Origin of the sequence: Methanocalculus taiwanensis (assembly GCF_024372745.1) — an archaeon.
GTDB lineage: Archaea > Halobacteriota > Methanomicrobia > Methanomicrobiales > Methanocorpusculaceae > Methanocalculus > Methanocalculus taiwanensis.
The window spans coordinates 1-15,809 of record NZ_VOTZ01000035.1; the positions used below are offsets into that span (position 1 = coordinate 1).

Consider the following 15,809-nt stretch of genomic DNA (forward strand, 5'->3'; position numbering starts at 1 on the left):
TGGGTGAACAAGCATGAATCGGCAGAATAGAGGTTTCCTAATGTTTGACAGAAAATTAACGATAGGTTTAAGTGGGGTGGGGAGAATTATTCCGACGTACTTGGGGATTTCTAGACCGACGTTGACACATTTTTCGATGAGACGAATTGAACGATAGAGATTTTTATTGAAGTATTAATCTCTCTGAGGGGCGCTTCCGGGTACGTGCGATCCGGGTAACGTGGGCAGTTGTTCGGAGTGACACCTTCTTCCTCTGTCTCTCTCTCAAGTAACCTATGCTTTCTCTCTCAAGTAACCGATCCTTCAAAGCTTCTGGATCTTCGGGAAGCCAATCCTGCCGCTGTCTGGTATAATCCTCTCCTCCATCTTCCAGACCTGTCTTCTCATTCATCTTCCACATCATCCTCTTCATCCTTTTTCCAGATCAGCCCTCTCATTCTTCTTCCCGTTCATCCTCATCTTACAGTTTATCCTCACTTTCCACATCATCCTCCTCATCCTTCTTTCTCATCAGGTACGAATTCACCACCATATCCCCCGGCACCGGGCCGCCCGAGAAGATTCCAACCTCTTCAAACTCCCGCTCAATCTGCTCATACTCCTCGCGGCTCTTCTGCTGCTGCCGCTCATAGTCGCCGGGGATATCTGGGTTGTAGAAGATCATTGTGCTTAATGCTGGGAGCCGGACGTGCCTGCCATCCTCATAGATCCTGCCACGGGCATCCCCGCCGATCCGGTGATGGGCATAGTATTCCATGAACCCGGCTCCCCCTTCGGTATCATCAGATCCAGTATTACCAGTTCCAGTAGTACCTGTCCCGAAAGCATCATTATCAGAAGTATCAATTCCAGAAGTATCAATCCCAAAGGCGAACATGATCCTGCCGCTTCCATAGGGGAGGGAGCCGGGGGTGCCGCTACGCAGGTTTTCATCGGGTATCTTCAGGTTATGGTGTGAAAAGAGCTCCATGAAGATTCTCTGGATGGTTGAACGGTCAGCAGGCATGGGGATCACCGGTTTTCACGATACTATTGTATCAACCCCTCTTGCATGGGCAGCACCAAGAACCTTTGCCATCTGATGGTAGAGAGGGGCTGGGGTGAGCGAGGGGCTTGGGTGCGGAAGTGGCAGGTGGGCATCTGAGCACGTTTCGATCGCCAAACGTGAGCATTTTTAGACCGCCACTGACAACGCATCGGAAACCATTGACAATGCTGCAACCGGGATCCGTCTCCACTCCGGAGTGCGGAAGGGAATAAAAACCTTAGGGGGGTAAACACATATGAAGGATCATACTCGTATGAAAGATCATACGAAATTGGTTTTGAAGATGAAATGATTGAGAGTGTACACTCCTCCTGATATCTCTCAATATTCCTCTTCTAAGATCGATATCTATCATTATCAGGAGATGAATATAAGGGGTTTGTATGCGGACTGTGAGTGTTTTCGCCTTTTTTCACCGTCTTTCTCCTTTTCTGTCTGAGTATGAAAGATCATACTCATCATACAGATCATACCCCCGATAGGTACTAGAGCTTTTTTTCCTGAGTGAGTGGATGGAGGTAAATGTGAGAACGATCTGGGGGTTTAATGATTAGAACGGCGTAATTTTCAGATGAGATTGGTGAGTTTTATTCCGACGTTGACACACTCCATTCACACTTCCTCTAACTCCCCCACCTTCCCCCTGATCTTCTCCATCATCACCCTGCTCCCCACAACCGTAAGCAGCATCCGGGCCCGGGAGAATGCAACATACAACATCTCGTCGCTGTTGATCAACGCATCGTCCAGCACAACTATGGCGACCGGGCTCTCAAGCCCCTTGAACCGTTTGACGGAATCAAAGATGATCGAGTCGGTGTTTCCATTCACAAACCGCTCATTACAGAACTGGTACTGCTGCCCGCCGATCTCCCTGCCGGTGCTGTACTTCTCTCTGTCATCACGGGTCGAGATTAAGACCGCGATATCGGATGGTGGAATCTGTTCTTTCTCAACAAGGGTATGGATGTATGCTTCGAGTTTTTGCCGGGCAAGTGCCGGAGTTCCGGCCTCGATCCACTCGACCTCAAGACCCGGCGGCCCGATGGCCGTCGTCTCCTGCCCCTTGTAGAAGAGCCGGGCGATCTCGTGGATACGTTGCGTATTGCGCAGGTTTAAAGAAAGGGTGAAAGGGATCTCATAGAGTTGTTCTAAGTACCTGCCCTGGTTGTGGTAGACATCCTGGTTATTGTCATAGAAGAGCCGTATCTTCTGTTTTCCATCGGGATCCAATGCGGACTCAAGTGACTTGAGGAGCAGCGGGGGGAAGTCCTGTCCTTCGTCAATGATGATCGTATCAAAGCGCCTCTTTGGCAATGATTCAAGTGCTTCGAGCAGGTGTGCCGGGTACTTCTCCAGGAAGAGCCTGCTGTCGATCGTCTCCATATCAACCTTGATGCCAGCTTCCCTGAAGATTTCATCGCAGACCTTGTGGTAGTTGCCGGTCATCAGGAGATCCGGTGACCCAATTATCTTCTTCATGTACTCAGAAAGCGGCCGGTTGTAGCAGGTGAGAAGGACCCGCTCCCCTGCCTGAATGCAGCGATGTGCCTCCTCCATTGCGAGGATCGTCTTGCCGGTACCGGCAGAGCCGGAGATCGCCACCCGCCGGGTATTGGAAAAGCCTGCCAGGATCTGGTACTGCAATGGTGTCAGGGTCTCGATGACTTTCTCGTCATCTTTGATCACCCGGTGGAGAGGCACATTCAGCTGGAAGGGATGAGCCAGGATCTCTTCGAGGATTGCCATACCATCCTGACCAAGCGGCTTTTGCCGGTAGTCGCTTGCCATCTCAGCATCCAGCAGATCAAGAATCCAGAACCGGAGATCTGATTCAAACTCGTCCATGCAGCAAAGGATATTCCGGGGCATATCAGCCCCAAGATCACCGTCGATTGCCGGGATATCGGGCAGGATAACACCGTGGCTGATACCAGTGTGCCGATACCCCCACTTCGGATGGGCCTGACATTTCTTCAGGATCTGATGTTTTGACTCAACAGCCTGTTTCACCGGGTTTTTTATATCCCAGGTGCATCTATTCCGATCGGTGCTGGTCCAGGTATCTGATGCAGGATCATAGGCAATACCTCCCCCCTTCACCTCGATTGTAAGAAAACCATAATCCGGATGGCCGACAACAAAGTCGCATTCACCGTCAATCGGCTTCCCGTTCTTCAGCGTCCCAAGCCAGGGGCGGGAGTAGAAGACGGCGAAGGGATCTTCGAGCACCTCTGCAAGCTTATCGTACACTTTCTTTTCTGCTCTCCTGCCTGGATCGGCGAGGATGTCCGGAGTCAGTTTGCGGGGCCACATTGTTGCCATTGCGATCAGATCCTTGTCTCGATGAGGGTGATATTCTGGATATCTCCATTCTGTCCTCATCATGCATCAATTATCACCATCTGTATTTCCTGTGGGAATATCGATCATACGGGGTTTTCTGTGGAGGGCCGGAGTTACTCGCTCTACCTGATCAAAGACGAGATCATCCCAGAACCAATAATACTAATCAGAAATGATTATTCACCATGCAATACACCTCCCCACGCTCTCTCCCCGTATTCGTCCTTATATCCCTGATAATCGCATTCATCGGAGCAGCGGGATGTGTTGGCAGTTTGGATACCACCGCCCCCGATCACACCACATCTCCTCCCTCCGCAGACAATACATCAACCTACATTATCACAACAGACGGCATCCCTCTCCGGTATGCAATCCACGGTAAAACACACACTGCTATCCATGAGGCCACACAGAATGCCACCAATGGGCAGGGGAGTGGACAGGATGGAGAGAGGCAGCCTCCGATCGTCTTTGTCCTTGGGTACGGGATGACTCTGGACGAGTGGCCCGGCCGGATGATCTCACATCTCTCAGAATCCCGCAGAGTGATCCTCTACAACCACCGTGGAGTATCGGGGGTGAAGAACCCGGATGTGCCGTTTACCATCCGGCAGGGAGCCATCGATCTGCACGATGTTATCCTGCAACTGGCAGGAGAGAACGAGAAGTATGGAGCAGGGATTGTGGACAACTGCACTGATCCGCTGGTCGATATCGTCGGGTACTCTATGGGCGGGATGATCGCCCTTGAATATGCGGTCATGTATCCAGACTCAGTGAACCGCCTCATCCTCCTGAACACCGATTGCGGGGGAGCAGAACGGGTGCAAGCCGAAGAATGGGTGATGGAGTGGATGAGCCAGACCCTGGAAACCCCGGAAGAAAACCTCGATCGTGCGGGATCAGTCCTCCTCACCGAATCATTCCGCACCGCCAACCCGGATCCCTTCACCTGGTTCGTGGACTTTGGCGAGGTTGCTGATCCGGTTGCCGTACAGGAGCAGTTCATAGCCTTCCGTTCATGGAAAGGGGTGTATGCGGATCTCCCAGCAATCCATGCCAGGACACTTCTCATCACCGGGGATCAGGATATCGTCATCCCCCCGGAGAATGCAGTGATCATCGCAGATCAAATCCCAAATGCCACGCTCATCATCCGCAAAGGGCAGGCGCACGGGATGATCTTTGTGGAGCCAGTTGAGATCGCCGGGATCATAGAGGATTTTTTAGGATGAACGCCCAGAGTTTGATGGTTGGGACAGGGAGGCACAGCAGATAGCTGGTACGACGGTCATCAACGGTAGGTAGGATTGAATGGATGTTTGCCTGCTTATTATAGTGAGCTTACAGTTTCTCCCAATAGAAGAGTACATGTAGTTGAGTTGCCTATTCTGTAGTATGAGATATACTGTCGTTCTTGAACCTCAGGAAGATGGTGGCTTCACTATCCAGTGTGTTGAGATTCCCGGAGCGATAAGCCAGGGAGAAACCAGACAGGAAGCTCTTGACAACATTAAAGAGGCAATTGAACTTGTACTGGAAGTACAAAATGAGGAGCTTCAGAAGAAGACGAAAGCCATTAAACTCGAGATCACACAAGTAGAAGTGGCTAATGTCGCCTAAACTGCCTGTTATATCTGGAGCTGAAATGATAAGGTTCCTTGTTAAACAAGGCTTTACCGTACAAAGACAAACCTCCAGCCATGTCATAGTACAAAAAGATTGGCGGGTTTTTTCGGTTCCACTTCACAAAGAACTTAAAAAAGGGACAGAGATAGCGATTCTAAAACAAGCGGGCATAGAACTCTCTCTCTTCAAAAAGTCTTATGAGAAGTAACTCCCACCACATTTATCAAAAATACCATATAAATTTATTGTATTTAATAAATATAAATAAGTTGAATAATTATCCAAAGAAATTCAAAAGGGAAGGTAATCCGTTATGGGCTTTGGAACTTGGGTAAAAAGTATCTATTCTGCCAGACGCGGAAATCACCTTTTTCTCTACTTCTGCATGATGTTTCTCTTCTTCATGCTCTTTGACGGGATTGTCACCTATGTCGTTCCATTGCTTGTCATGGAACAGGGCTATTCCAAGACACTTGTCGGAATAATCTTCTCCTCAGCAGCAATATCCGGTGCTTTCTTCTCCTTTTTCCTCTACAAAATCTTTAACAATGCATACTATCGGCTGCTCTTTACGTGTATGCTCCTCACATCCCTGATCTATTGTTTTGTGATCTGGAGTGCACATGCATTCATCCTGTTTGTTATCGGAATGATCATGTGGGGTTTCTTCTATACCCTGCTCAACTTCGGAACGCTTGATTTTTACAGCAGGTTTATTCCTGAAGATGAGATGTCATCCAAATTCGGGGTTCTCGAAGCCTTTCGGGCATTGGGTTGCCTGCTTGCCCCCCTTGTTGCTGGTTTTCTGGTAATCGACACGGTTGAATGGGAGCCATTTATAACAGCACTCGTCTTCCTCTCTATCTCCGCTTTCTTCTTCCTTCTGCTTCTCCGTGAGGCAGGCGGAGTGAAACAGTTCATTCCATCAGTTGAGTCCCACCCAAAGAAGGGATTATCTGAAGAGATCAGGTTCTGGAGGCGTGTCGGGGGGTATATTTTCCCTCTCCTGTTTCTTATTGCGGTATCAACCCTGTTTGACGCGTTCTTTATCACACTTGGGCCAATCGTCGCAGAACGACTGGTTTTTGAACCATTCGACGGGCTCTTTATGACTGCATACTTCACCCCCCTCCTGATCATGGGTGCGCTTATCGGCCCGATAACAAAGGTTTTTGGAGAGAAGAATACGGCTATCATCGGGCTATTCATCGGATCAGTCATCCTGGCAACAATTTCATTTATTGACAATCCGTTCATCATCATACTGGTTGTCTTCGTCTCCGCCTGCTTCACCTGCATGATGACACCAATATCAAGCAGCATATCTGCAACGTACATACAGACAGCCCCTAGTACCAAGAAAGAAGTGCTTGAACTGAAAGATTTCTTCTTTAATATCGGCTATATCATCGGCCCGATTGCTGCCGGCATCATCGCAGATACTGTTGGAGCCATGCAGGCATTCTCAGTCCTTGGTGTACTGGGCATTCTGTTTGCAGGCATTCTCTTCTTCATTATGCCTGAAAAGTATGAAGCAGCCTCTGGCGCAGAGGAAGCAGGGAGTTAATACCCGCTCATAATTCCATACCGGCAGTTAGAAAATCCGCAAAAGATCAGCGAAGCCCCAAAACAGGCACATGACCCTCATAAAGCCCGCATTAAAAGCGGGCAGAGGAAGAAGACGACCAGCAGGAAGAGGATTATCGGAATAAGAAAACGAATGATACAATTTGAGGTACAGAGACACCCCATCTTGGTCGCCCTTGAATCTTCATCTGGCATAGTATTCCCACCCCCAGGCAGGCAGATACATTCACGGCACCTGCACAATCCAATCGGTCTGGAGTGGAGATTGGCATATCTCATAATAAAGATACCGTCCTTCGCTCAATGCCACATTTTGAGGAACAGGAATCCTTGGGATACGTTATTGTCGAAAACATGAGATCATCGAACTGTGAACTGGATAAGATCCCTGAGAGAATTTCCTGCCTGATTGGACCGATCATGACAACCCGTGCATCGTCAATAAGATCGATCAGTTCACTGACAAGCAACCCTTCATCCTCTGACTGACCACACTTTCTCCTGAGAGCAAGAGATCAGATTGAGGTATCAACAAGGACTTTCATTTTCGCAAACGGTATTTTTTATAATCATACTCGGAATCGTACTCTATCTTTCCAAAGAGTGCTGTGATCCGTGTCTGTTTTCTTCTTCGAATATACTCTTAAAGAGCTTCGGTTACCACCGCCTTCTTCGTACGGGCACCCCCAATGGCCTGAGCTTCAGCAATAAGATGATCATCCAGTGCAAGATTTGTCACCATGTTACACACCACCACACTTTTGATTACACAATAATAGAGATATGTATATAACTATCCCACTTCACCGAGAGCATAGGTTTCAATTCAATTACCATAATAAAACCATCTCCCACCCTCCACATTATCTCCTCTCAGGAGGAATACTCCCGGTATGCCAGATACAGAACCAACCCCGGATGAACGGTACCGGCGGGGGCTTGCCCAGCTTGAAAAGATGGGCGGCGGATCCGTCACAGCCATGCTTGGAAAAAAGCAGGAGATCTCACCGGATCTCGCAGATATTACCGTTGAATTCCCCTACGGAGATATCCTCTCACGGCCCGGCCTCGATCTCAGGTCCCGGCAGATAGCAACAGTTGCCGCATTAATCGCACTCGGCACTGCCCCGGTCCAGCTCAGGGCACATATCGATATGGCCCTTGGTGTCGGGTGTACAGAGGAGGAGATCAAGGAAGTGATCATCCAGATGGCAGTCTATGCGGGCTTCCCGGCAGCCTTAAACGGGATGGCAGCCGCTCAGGAAGTATTTTCTGCAAGAGAGAAGGAAGGGGTCTGAGAATCATTCCTGAGGAGGGCGGTCACCCTTGCCAGGGCAGCCCTCATCTCTTTTGATCCAAAACCGCTGCAATGACAACGGGGGTTGTCGCCCCATTCTTCAGCATTATCCCCCCATAGATCCGTGAACGGGAGAGGAGCACCTCAAGATCGTCATGATCGATCTCGATCCCGTTATGACCGCTCCGGTAGATGATCCGGTATCCCAGTTCGGTGAGGCGGTACATAATCCATCCGGGATCTTCAGGAAAGTGAAACGGATGGATCTCAACAATAATCACCCGTGGACGGATACAGAGCCTCCGAAGAATCTCGATCTCAGATCCTTCACAATCTAGTTCGAGGATATCACAGTCGGGGAGATCTGTGGGGGAAAGCTGGAGAGCCCCTTCACAATCCCCGCCATAGACATCGATGAGGGGGCCAACGACGGCATGCTTCACACAACAGGTGGACGAGAGCCCCTTGGCATCCAGAAGACGGGCGATCCGGGTATATGATCGATCACCGCCTTCAAATATAAACACTGAACCCTCGCAGCCGACCCGCCTCGCTGCGGCAATTGCGGTTCTGCCATCTCCACCACCAACTATAACAACCCGGTCACCACTCTGTGTGAGCTGCATATGTGCGGTAATAATGCCCTTCTCGAAACTGCAGGAAGATGAGAGATACCGGCAGGACCCGCAGAGAAGATCAAGAGCATAATTATGCCTGTAAATCATTCGTACATCATATAAAAGTCTCATAGCCGGTATCCTGTGAAAATGATGGCAAATTTTTGTTTTTTCCTGATAATTCTAAGCATGAAGGGAAGTTATACCAGACTGTATCATCTAAATCAATCTCACGCAGAGTGTTACCTGAAAGTGAGGAAAAAGGAGTTCTGGTATTAAGAAGAATGACCCAAACGATCCATTTCCTCTTTCAGGAGATCGCGGAACGGAGTTGCCCGTATGCCGGGGACTACACGCTTGACCATCTCCTCGATACGGATACGTTCGGTTAGATCCCGGAAGGCCAGAACAACTCCCATCAATTGTTTACGATCATCCTTGATCGGGGCAGCAATATACCCGATATAACGTTTTGTACCGTCCTTTGCGATCAGGACGATCCGTTCATCTTCATCTGATGAAAGTGAACCTTCATTGGCAAGCGCTCTGTTGACAGGATCAAGGGGAGAGGTTCCGGGACCTTCCATTGTAAGGGAGAAGATTTCTGAGGCTGGTTTGCCAATGACCGCTTTCTCATCATATCCGGTTAGATTTTCTGCCACCGGGTTCATAAATTTCACCAGCCCCTTTGTATCAGTGGCGATGATCCCCTCACCTGTGCTCCGGATCATCGTCTGTATCCACCGCTCACTCTCCCGCAGCTTCCTCTCCATTGATGCCTTATAGAGCGCGACCTCAAGCGTGCTGATCACATCGGATTCCTTGAATGGCTTGATGATATAGCCATATGGCTCGGTCTGTTTTGCCCGATCCAGAGTCTGTGTATCTGCATATGCAGTGAGATAGACAACAGGAATCCGAAGTTCCTCCCTGACGATTCCGGCTGCTGTGATCCCATCCATCTCCCCCTTCAGTACGATATCCATCAGCACAATATCCGGTTTATGCTGGCGTATCTTCTCGACCGCATCCTCACCGGATCCTGAGATTCCAAGCACATCATATCCCCGTGACTGAAGGCGGCTTTTCAAATCCATTGCTACAATTGATTCATCTTCTACGATCCAGACAGAATTATCAGTCATATCGAATTCCCCTTTTGATACTGTAATGGCTAAGAGCATATAACCTTGTGGGAGATGACCTGCACCATAAAAGGAGATGCAGAAGATGCCCGAAAGGAGAGGCTGCCTGAACAAAAAACATCACGGCTCCCCCGCACGTTCATCGCCAGAACCTTCAACATCTCCTGGTAATACCCGCCTGAATCAGCAAAGTATATCTGAAAGCATCGATGAATGAATACCAGCCAGAGCCATACTATGACAACAATCAACAAAAAAATCCTGGTGCTGAGCTATTGTGCAAAACTGGGCGAGAGAACCGTCTACGATATCGCCAAAACCCTTGGCCTTGATCATGCCTATATCCACCGGATCGTCAGGCAGATGGCAGATGACGGCCTCCTCACCCGGCTTGAGCCAGTCCTGAATGAGAAAGGTGCGCCGGCAAAACCTGTTGCTCTGACATTATCGGGATTGCGGGAGATCTTCACCTATAGTATGGCAGCAGAAGAGAAGAGTGATTCACTCTATCATGCAGAGTGTAGTAGCAACCTCTCAAAAGGGACAGCTGCAATCAGGGAGATGATTGCCCGGAACCTCGATCTTCATGATGCACTGGCCGCATATCTCTGCTTCTTTGACAGGTGTGCAGAAGAGCTCTTCAAACCTGACAACGATGAGGAGCCGGCTTTACAAAATGTCCGCTGGGTCACATCTTTACACATGATCGTCCATGCATTGATTGCAGCATTGCCTGCCAGGGCAGTCAAGAGAACGGGATCAGTACATTCATTGGGAACAGATCTATCAGAAACAGAAGAGAGCTCCGTTTCCGGCAGGAACCATCCGGACGATGGCAATCATGATCCACTCAGCGAAGGCGTATACTGGAAGAAACATACCAGAGAACCAGTTCATACAGGCAGCTTTGGAGCGGATCTCTTCTTTGCACTGGAAGATGTTGTTTCAGAGATTGAAGAGGTATCGGAATCATCAGGAAGAAAATACCAAATCACCGGATATTTTTCAGATGAGATAGTGCCGCTGTTTAAACCTTATGAAGAAGAGATTACAGCTAAAATTGCTATTTACGAAAAGAAGGGAGCACGCCTCTTGCAGATCAGGCACAGGATGGCATGTGTTGATCCGGGTTCATTTGAGTGCACTCCAAAAGGCACGAGCGATCACGTCTGACTGTCATCCTCATCCTTGCGATAGCTATAGCCATCCTTCTCATACCGTTTTCTCATAAATGCCCTGATCGACTCGGATTCAAGAACCCCACGGTCAAGACGGGTGATGATATCATTTATCTTGTATACCTCTTTGATGATCTTCTCCATCCTCTCCCCGCCTTCAAGATCAGCAAGCCCCATAATCACCGCCATCGGGTTTCGGATCTGGTCGTTTAAGATAGAGGCCTGGTAGATATTCTCTTCAATCTGGGCAAACGCCTCCTCCCAGGCCTCCTCAGCCTGCTTCTTCTCGGTGATATCACGCGAGCTCCCGATCAGGCCAACAGGGGTGCCATCAGAACTCCGCATCAACTTAACAGAATTCTCAAAACAGAGGATGCCTCCATCCTTTGTGTACTCCTCGGTAACAAAAATGACGGTCCTGTCCGGATCGGCCTCGCCCGTTGCTTCATATGCCATCTCCTTCTCATAGAGAGCCTGCACCTCTTCCAGGGAATGCGGAGTCAGCAACTCCTCAGCAGACTGGGAGAGTGCCTCATCAACCGTAAAGCCCTTCAGTTTCAGGACAGAGGGACTGATATACTTCAGGTTGAAGTCCAGGTCTACAATCCAGATCGTATCAGCGGTATTTTCGGCGATGAACCGGTACCGCTCCTCACTCTCCCGCAGTGCCTCTTCAGCCTCCTTTGCCTCGGTAATATCTCTGCCAACTGCCTGGTATTCGATTATTTCTCTATTATCATCAAAGAATGCCCGGATATTCCAGCGCTGCCACCGTGTTTCTCCATCGGGAAGAATAATCCGATGATCCACAGTCAGTACTGGTTCATTGAGAGAGATAGATGAGTACAAGCTGGTATAGATCTCAAAATCGTCGGGGTGAACGGCCGGGGCAAATCCTGTGCCGACTACCTCATCACAGTCGAGGCTGAAATAGTTACAGAATGCCAGATTCGCAAAAGTAATTGTCGAATCCGGAAGGAACCTGCAGATTAGTTCAGTCTGATCCTCTACAACCATCCGGTAATGTTCTTCAGATTCCTGGAGGCTGATCATCATACCCTGGAGCCTACTGACCATCTCCTGTAGCGAGAGTGAGAAGCTCCTGAGTTCGGGGAGTTTTGATATACGAACCGGATGATCCAGATTACCCATCCGTATTGCCTCGGTATCTTCCATTAAGTCATCGATTGGCCTCGTGAAGTACATCGTTGTCGAGAGGGCAAGTCCACCGCCAATCAGAAGAGCCAGAACTCCGATAAAGAGATGGGAGTGGAGAATTTTCTCGAGCCTGCTCTCTATTGGGGCAGTTGTATAGACCAGTTCTGCAACAAGATTCATCTCTTCCGGGTTTGTGCCATGAGAGAGGTCAACAAGCAGGTACCTGGTCATTGTACCGGTGGCCGGATCAACGATCTCATATGATTCGCCCGAAGTGAGAACAAGAGAGATGGTACGCAGTAGATCCTCATCGGGATTAACACCCGAATTTCCAATCTCCTGCCCAAGGACATTAAAAAGCCTGACCGAGGTGAGGAACGGGTTCATCTCCTTGATCTTCGCGGCAGCTTCCGTATATTTGAGATCTCCGCGCATCGACAGGATCTCAGCATCAACATAACTGATCTCAAGAATATACCTGTGATCCGGGGTGGGTTTGTAAACGAACTTCCGTGTCTCAGTGCCACTATACCCCGAAGTAATCCGCTCGGATACAAACTCATCCCTCTCCAGAATCCTGGTGAGTTTTTCATAGAATGAGGGATAAACAGAGAAATCAAGCCCATGATCGGGGGCAAAGGTCGTATACTCGATCAGACCCGCCTCGTTAATGATATAGAGTTCATATCCCGGACCGAACCTGTTCTTCAATGCAACCAGATCGATTGCCGAGGGATCGCCTCCACTCTCCTCATATGCAGAAAGAAAGAGTTCCATTGGTTCACGAAGGCGGTAATCAAGTGACTGATCAAAGAGGATTAAGCCCTTATCAACAAGAGAGAGCGACTGGATCAGGGCGTATTCTGTATTCTCCTGAAGGGTATCAGTATGCTCTTCATGCATACTCCGCGATCCTGAATAATTGACATAGAGGATCACACCAGTCACAATAATGATGATCAAAAAGATCACCCCTACCTGCAACCATCGGTATGAAATACCTGATAAAACTGGTTTATCCGACGGAATGATCCAATACCCCCTTCTTTACATGTAAAGACAGAGGTATTAGATAATATATGTTGTCATGGTTTAAGTAGCTGAAATTTCCCTTCCCTCTACTGAATATACAGCAATAAACCACCAGAAGGTCATCAGTATGGCTACCAGGTACGGCTCAGCGGGGAGGCAGGGGCTCCATATATACTGATCGTATCCTCTCAAGTGTATCCCGGCTGCATACCCGGACGTATCGGTACCCCTCCATATTAACAAAGACCCCCTCGGAGGGATCATACCGGATCTCATTCACCATACAATTACCGACAAACAGCCCGATGGAAGCATCCTCTTCCCGCCGCCAGAAACCCCGGATCATGATCGGATCCTCTGCAAACAGAGGGGCGTAAATCCTGCTCATGAAGGTTCCGATACTCATAAGATCAAGTCTCTCCTCAAACGGCCCAAGCAGCGGATCAGATCCAAAATAGTACCAGCAACCAATCGGCTGAACATGCAACCGTTGTTCCACGGCTGGTGATGAACCAATCTGACCGGCAGACCGTACCTCCTGTTCCACAAGAGCCAGGTACCCGGCAGACAGAAAAGCAACAAATAACGCGATGAAAATAAAGAGATAGACAACATGTTTCCCAATAGGCATATCCTTTTCTCCTGTGATGCAGAACGATAATAACCATTGCCAAGAACCGAAAACAACCCCTGGTACCACGCCAGTGTTTATCCAGGAATATTCATATTATATCGGAGTTCTGCATGATCCTCGAAACAATCCTGATCTACTCCTGCCTGATATCCGCTTTTATCACCTTCGGACTTGGGATTTATGTATGGGCAAAAAATCCGGGCACGAAGACCAGCTTCATCTTCCTGGCTGCAATGATAACGGCAACATACTGGGCGATTGGTGAGTTCTTCATCTGGCAGTGCGCCAGTTACGAGGGGGTGCATTTCTGGCTGAGGGTAAGCTCATTCTGGCCGATCCTTGCGGTCTTTGCCGCACACTTCATCCTGACATTCACAAAAAACCCGCTCTCGGAAAAGAGAAATATGCCTCTCCTCCTTGCTCTCCTCTATCTTCCCGCTTTTATCTTCTCAGGACTTGGAAGCTTCAGCGACACACTCTATACCGTTGTCTTTAATGGAGCACGATGGGTCTACCAGCCGCAACTATCCGGGCCCTATTACATCGCCTCTGCACTCTTTGTTATATTCGTAATGATATGGGCAGTTTACCTGATCACCTTTGCATGGTTTAAGGCACCAAAAGGTAATGTTCGGCGCCAGTACCGACTCGTTTGCGCGGGGTTTTTTTTTGCCATCGGCTTTGGCATGATCTCGGGGATCCTCCTTCCAATACGTGGTATTGCTGCCCCAAACTTCATATTCATAGGAATCTCTATCTTCTCGCTCTGCATCACCATAGCAATCGTAAAACACGGCCTCTTCACCCTGAATCCGGAGACTGCCGGTCCGGACATCATCGCTACGATACCGGACGGGGTGCTGCTTGTTGATCCGGATGGCCGGATCATCTCAGCAAATACAGCAGCAGACGAGATCTTTGAGGCAACAGAAGAACGTCTTCCGGGAAAGAATATCCAGACAATCCTTCCTGAAGAGATTTATGCAACAATTCGGAAGCATGAAGAACAGGGAGAGAGGATTACAGATCTTGAGGCATACCCGGAGGATATCGAAGGAAAAGTAATCAGCATCGCAGCATCACGTGTTTTGTCTCCGGATGGAGAGCCTGCCGGCTGCATTCTTATCATACGGGATATAACTGAAAGAAAGGCAGCAGAAACAGCCCTAAGAATTGCAGGTGAAAAGATCAACTGGCTGACCCGGCTCACCCGCCATGATATTGCAAACCAGGTAACTGCCCTTTCCGGCTATCTCGAACTTCTCAAAGATTTTGGATCAGAAAAGAGAGAGCACTATCTCAGCCAGGCAGGGCAGACAGTCGATACCATCATCAGCCACCTGGAGTTCTCCCGTGAATACCAGGAGATTGGAGCATATGACCCGGAGTGGCAGCCATTACAGTTCCTGATCGCACAGGCTTTGGAAAATATCCAGAAAAAAGAGATCGAGATCATCCGCCTTGTTGATCCAATCGCAATCTATGCCGATCGTCTCTTTGTTAAAGTGATATATAATCTGCTGGAAAATGCTATCCGCCACGGCGATACCATCAGAACAATCAGCATCTTGACTTCCAGGCAGGAAGACGGGAGACTCCTCATCATCATAGAGGATGATGGCATCGGCATCCCTGATAAGGAAAAAGAGCAGGTATTCCGATATGGCTATGGCAAAAATACCGGCTTTGGCCTCGCATTTGCTAAAGATATCGCATCGGTGACAGGAATCACAATCATCGAAAACGGCACTTTCGGAAAAGGGGCCCGCTTTGAATTGACGGTTCCAAAGCGGGGATGGATACAAACAAAAGATCTTATAAACTCCGGATAAGGAGGTACCTTAATAGCATTGATTGATGTAAAACATAATACTATGAAGCCTACATCAATCGCCCTCATTCTTTTCCTCATAGCACTGCTGGTATTTATCCCCGGATGCATGACAGATGAAGAAAAAAGTGAACCCGTACAAGTTCAGACTGGATCATCCGATCTGATCTTCCTGACAGCCCAACTTTGCCATTAACAAGAAATATATGTGTTCTTAGTGATGCTTGAATCGACGAAAATGCAAACAAAACTAAGAACTAATGAAGTTGAGCCGAATGACAATATATCCTTTCCTATCGGTACT

Annotated in this window: 16 protein-coding genes; 7 read left to right on the forward strand and 9 right to left on the reverse strand. The window is 48.7% G+C overall.

Features of this window, described 5'->3' with window-relative positions; genetic code table 11:
- Nucleotides 1-163: 163 nt before the first annotated feature.
- The 3 genes from FTO68_RS11130 to FTO68_RS11140 all read right to left on the reverse strand — a co-directional run bounded on the left by FTO68_RS11130 (nt 164) and on the right by FTO68_RS11140 (nt 3,436).
- On the reverse strand, nt 164-391 hold the full coding sequence (locus tag FTO68_RS11130; protein WP_255333486.1) for a hypothetical protein: 228 nt from the start codon (nt 389-391) through the stop codon (nt 164-166).
- A gap of 69 nt (nt 392-460) precedes the next feature.
- Nucleotides 461-970, reverse strand: a complete 510-nt coding sequence (locus FTO68_RS11135) for a hypothetical protein (RefSeq protein ID WP_255333487.1) — start codon at nt 968-970, stop codon at nt 461-463.
- Between the two features lie 690 nt (nt 971-1,660).
- Nucleotides 1,661-3,436, reverse strand: a complete 1,776-nt coding sequence (locus FTO68_RS11140; protein ID WP_255333488.1) for an NERD domain-containing protein — start codon at nt 3,434-3,436, stop codon at nt 1,661-1,663.
- 143 nt (nt 3,437-3,579) lie between these two features.
- On the opposite strand from FTO68_RS11140, the gene FTO68_RS11145 reads away from it, so the two are divergent.
- The 4 genes from FTO68_RS11145 to FTO68_RS11155 all read left to right on the forward strand — a co-directional run bounded on the left by FTO68_RS11145 (nt 3,580) and on the right by FTO68_RS11155 (nt 6,593).
- Nucleotides 3,580-4,632, forward strand: a complete 1,053-nt coding sequence (locus FTO68_RS11145) for an alpha/beta fold hydrolase (RefSeq protein WP_255333489.1) — start codon at nt 3,580-3,582, stop codon at nt 4,630-4,632.
- Nucleotides 4,633-4,795: 163 nt separating this feature from the next.
- Nucleotides 4,796-5,020: a type II toxin-antitoxin system HicB family antitoxin gene (locus FTO68_RS11150; protein WP_255333490.1), complete on the forward strand. Its 225-nt coding sequence runs from the start codon at nt 4,796-4,798 to the stop codon at nt 5,018-5,020.
- Nucleotides 5,021-5,045: 25 nt separating this feature from the next.
- A complete protein-coding gene (locus tag FTO68_RS11975; RefSeq protein WP_368659902.1) occupies nt 5,046-5,234 on the forward strand; it encodes a type II toxin-antitoxin system HicA family toxin in 189 nt (62 codons plus the stop codon).
- A 105-nt stretch (nt 5,235-5,339) separates the two neighbouring features.
- Complete coding sequence (locus tag FTO68_RS11155; protein WP_255333491.1) at nt 5,340-6,593, forward strand: MFS transporter; 1,254 nt, start codon at nt 5,340-5,342, stop codon at nt 6,591-6,593.
- Nucleotides 6,594-6,670: 77 nt separating this feature from the next.
- Here FTO68_RS11155 and FTO68_RS11160 read toward each other — a convergent pair whose 3' ends face one another.
- Together FTO68_RS11160 and FTO68_RS11165 are read right to left on the reverse strand one after the other, a co-directional pair.
- Nucleotides 6,671-6,808 carry a hypothetical protein gene (locus tag FTO68_RS11160; RefSeq protein WP_255333492.1) on the reverse strand — a complete coding sequence of 46 codons (138 nt, stop codon included), beginning with the start codon at nt 6,806-6,808 and terminating at the stop codon, nt 6,671-6,673.
- 448 nt (nt 6,809-7,256) lie between these two features.
- Nucleotides 7,257-7,355: a type II toxin-antitoxin system VapB family antitoxin gene (locus tag FTO68_RS11165; RefSeq protein WP_255333493.1), complete on the reverse strand. Its 99-nt coding sequence runs from the start codon at nt 7,353-7,355 to the stop codon at nt 7,257-7,259.
- Between the two features lie 151 nt (nt 7,356-7,506).
- Between FTO68_RS11165 and FTO68_RS11170 the strand changes: the two genes are divergently transcribed.
- Complete coding sequence (locus tag FTO68_RS11170) at nt 7,507-7,911, forward strand: carboxymuconolactone decarboxylase family protein (RefSeq protein WP_255333494.1); 405 nt, start codon at nt 7,507-7,509, stop codon at nt 7,909-7,911.
- Between the two features lie 43 nt (nt 7,912-7,954).
- Here FTO68_RS11170 and FTO68_RS11175 read toward each other — a convergent pair whose 3' ends face one another.
- Nucleotides 7,955-8,659 (reverse strand): FkbM family methyltransferase, encoded by a 705-nt coding sequence (locus FTO68_RS11175; protein ID WP_255333495.1) that lies wholly within the window; start codon nt 8,657-8,659, stop codon nt 7,955-7,957.
- 143 nt (nt 8,660-8,802) lie between these two features.
- Nucleotides 8,803-9,672 carry an ATP-binding response regulator gene (locus FTO68_RS11180; protein WP_255333496.1) on the reverse strand — a complete coding sequence of 290 codons (870 nt, stop codon included), beginning with the start codon at nt 9,670-9,672 and terminating at the stop codon, nt 8,803-8,805.
- A gap of 237 nt (nt 9,673-9,909) precedes the next feature.
- On the opposite strand from FTO68_RS11180, the gene FTO68_RS11185 reads away from it, so the two are divergent.
- A complete protein-coding gene (locus FTO68_RS11185; RefSeq protein WP_255333497.1) occupies nt 9,910-10,845 on the forward strand; it encodes a MarR family transcriptional regulator in 936 nt (311 codons plus the stop codon).
- Here the strand turns inward: FTO68_RS11185 and FTO68_RS11190 are convergent.
- Both FTO68_RS11190 and FTO68_RS11195 read right to left on the reverse strand, forming a co-directional pair.
- Nucleotides 10,836-12,971, reverse strand: coding sequence for a PAS domain S-box protein (locus FTO68_RS11190; protein ID WP_255333498.1), 2,136 nt, complete (start codon nt 12,969-12,971; stop codon nt 10,836-10,838). The two genes, FTO68_RS11185 and FTO68_RS11190, sit on opposite strands and share 10 nt — an antisense overlap.
- A 214-nt stretch (nt 12,972-13,185) precedes the next feature.
- Nucleotides 13,186-13,671, reverse strand: coding sequence for a hypothetical protein (locus FTO68_RS11195; protein WP_255333499.1), 486 nt, complete (start codon nt 13,669-13,671; stop codon nt 13,186-13,188).
- A gap of 113 nt (nt 13,672-13,784) precedes the next feature.
- Between FTO68_RS11195 and FTO68_RS11200 the strand changes: the two genes are divergently transcribed.
- On the forward strand, nt 13,785-15,506 hold the full coding sequence (locus tag FTO68_RS11200) for a histidine kinase N-terminal 7TM domain-containing protein (protein ID WP_255333500.1): 1,722 nt from the start codon (nt 13,785-13,787) through the stop codon (nt 15,504-15,506).
- The last annotated feature ends 303 nt before the right edge of the window (nt 15,507-15,809 follow it).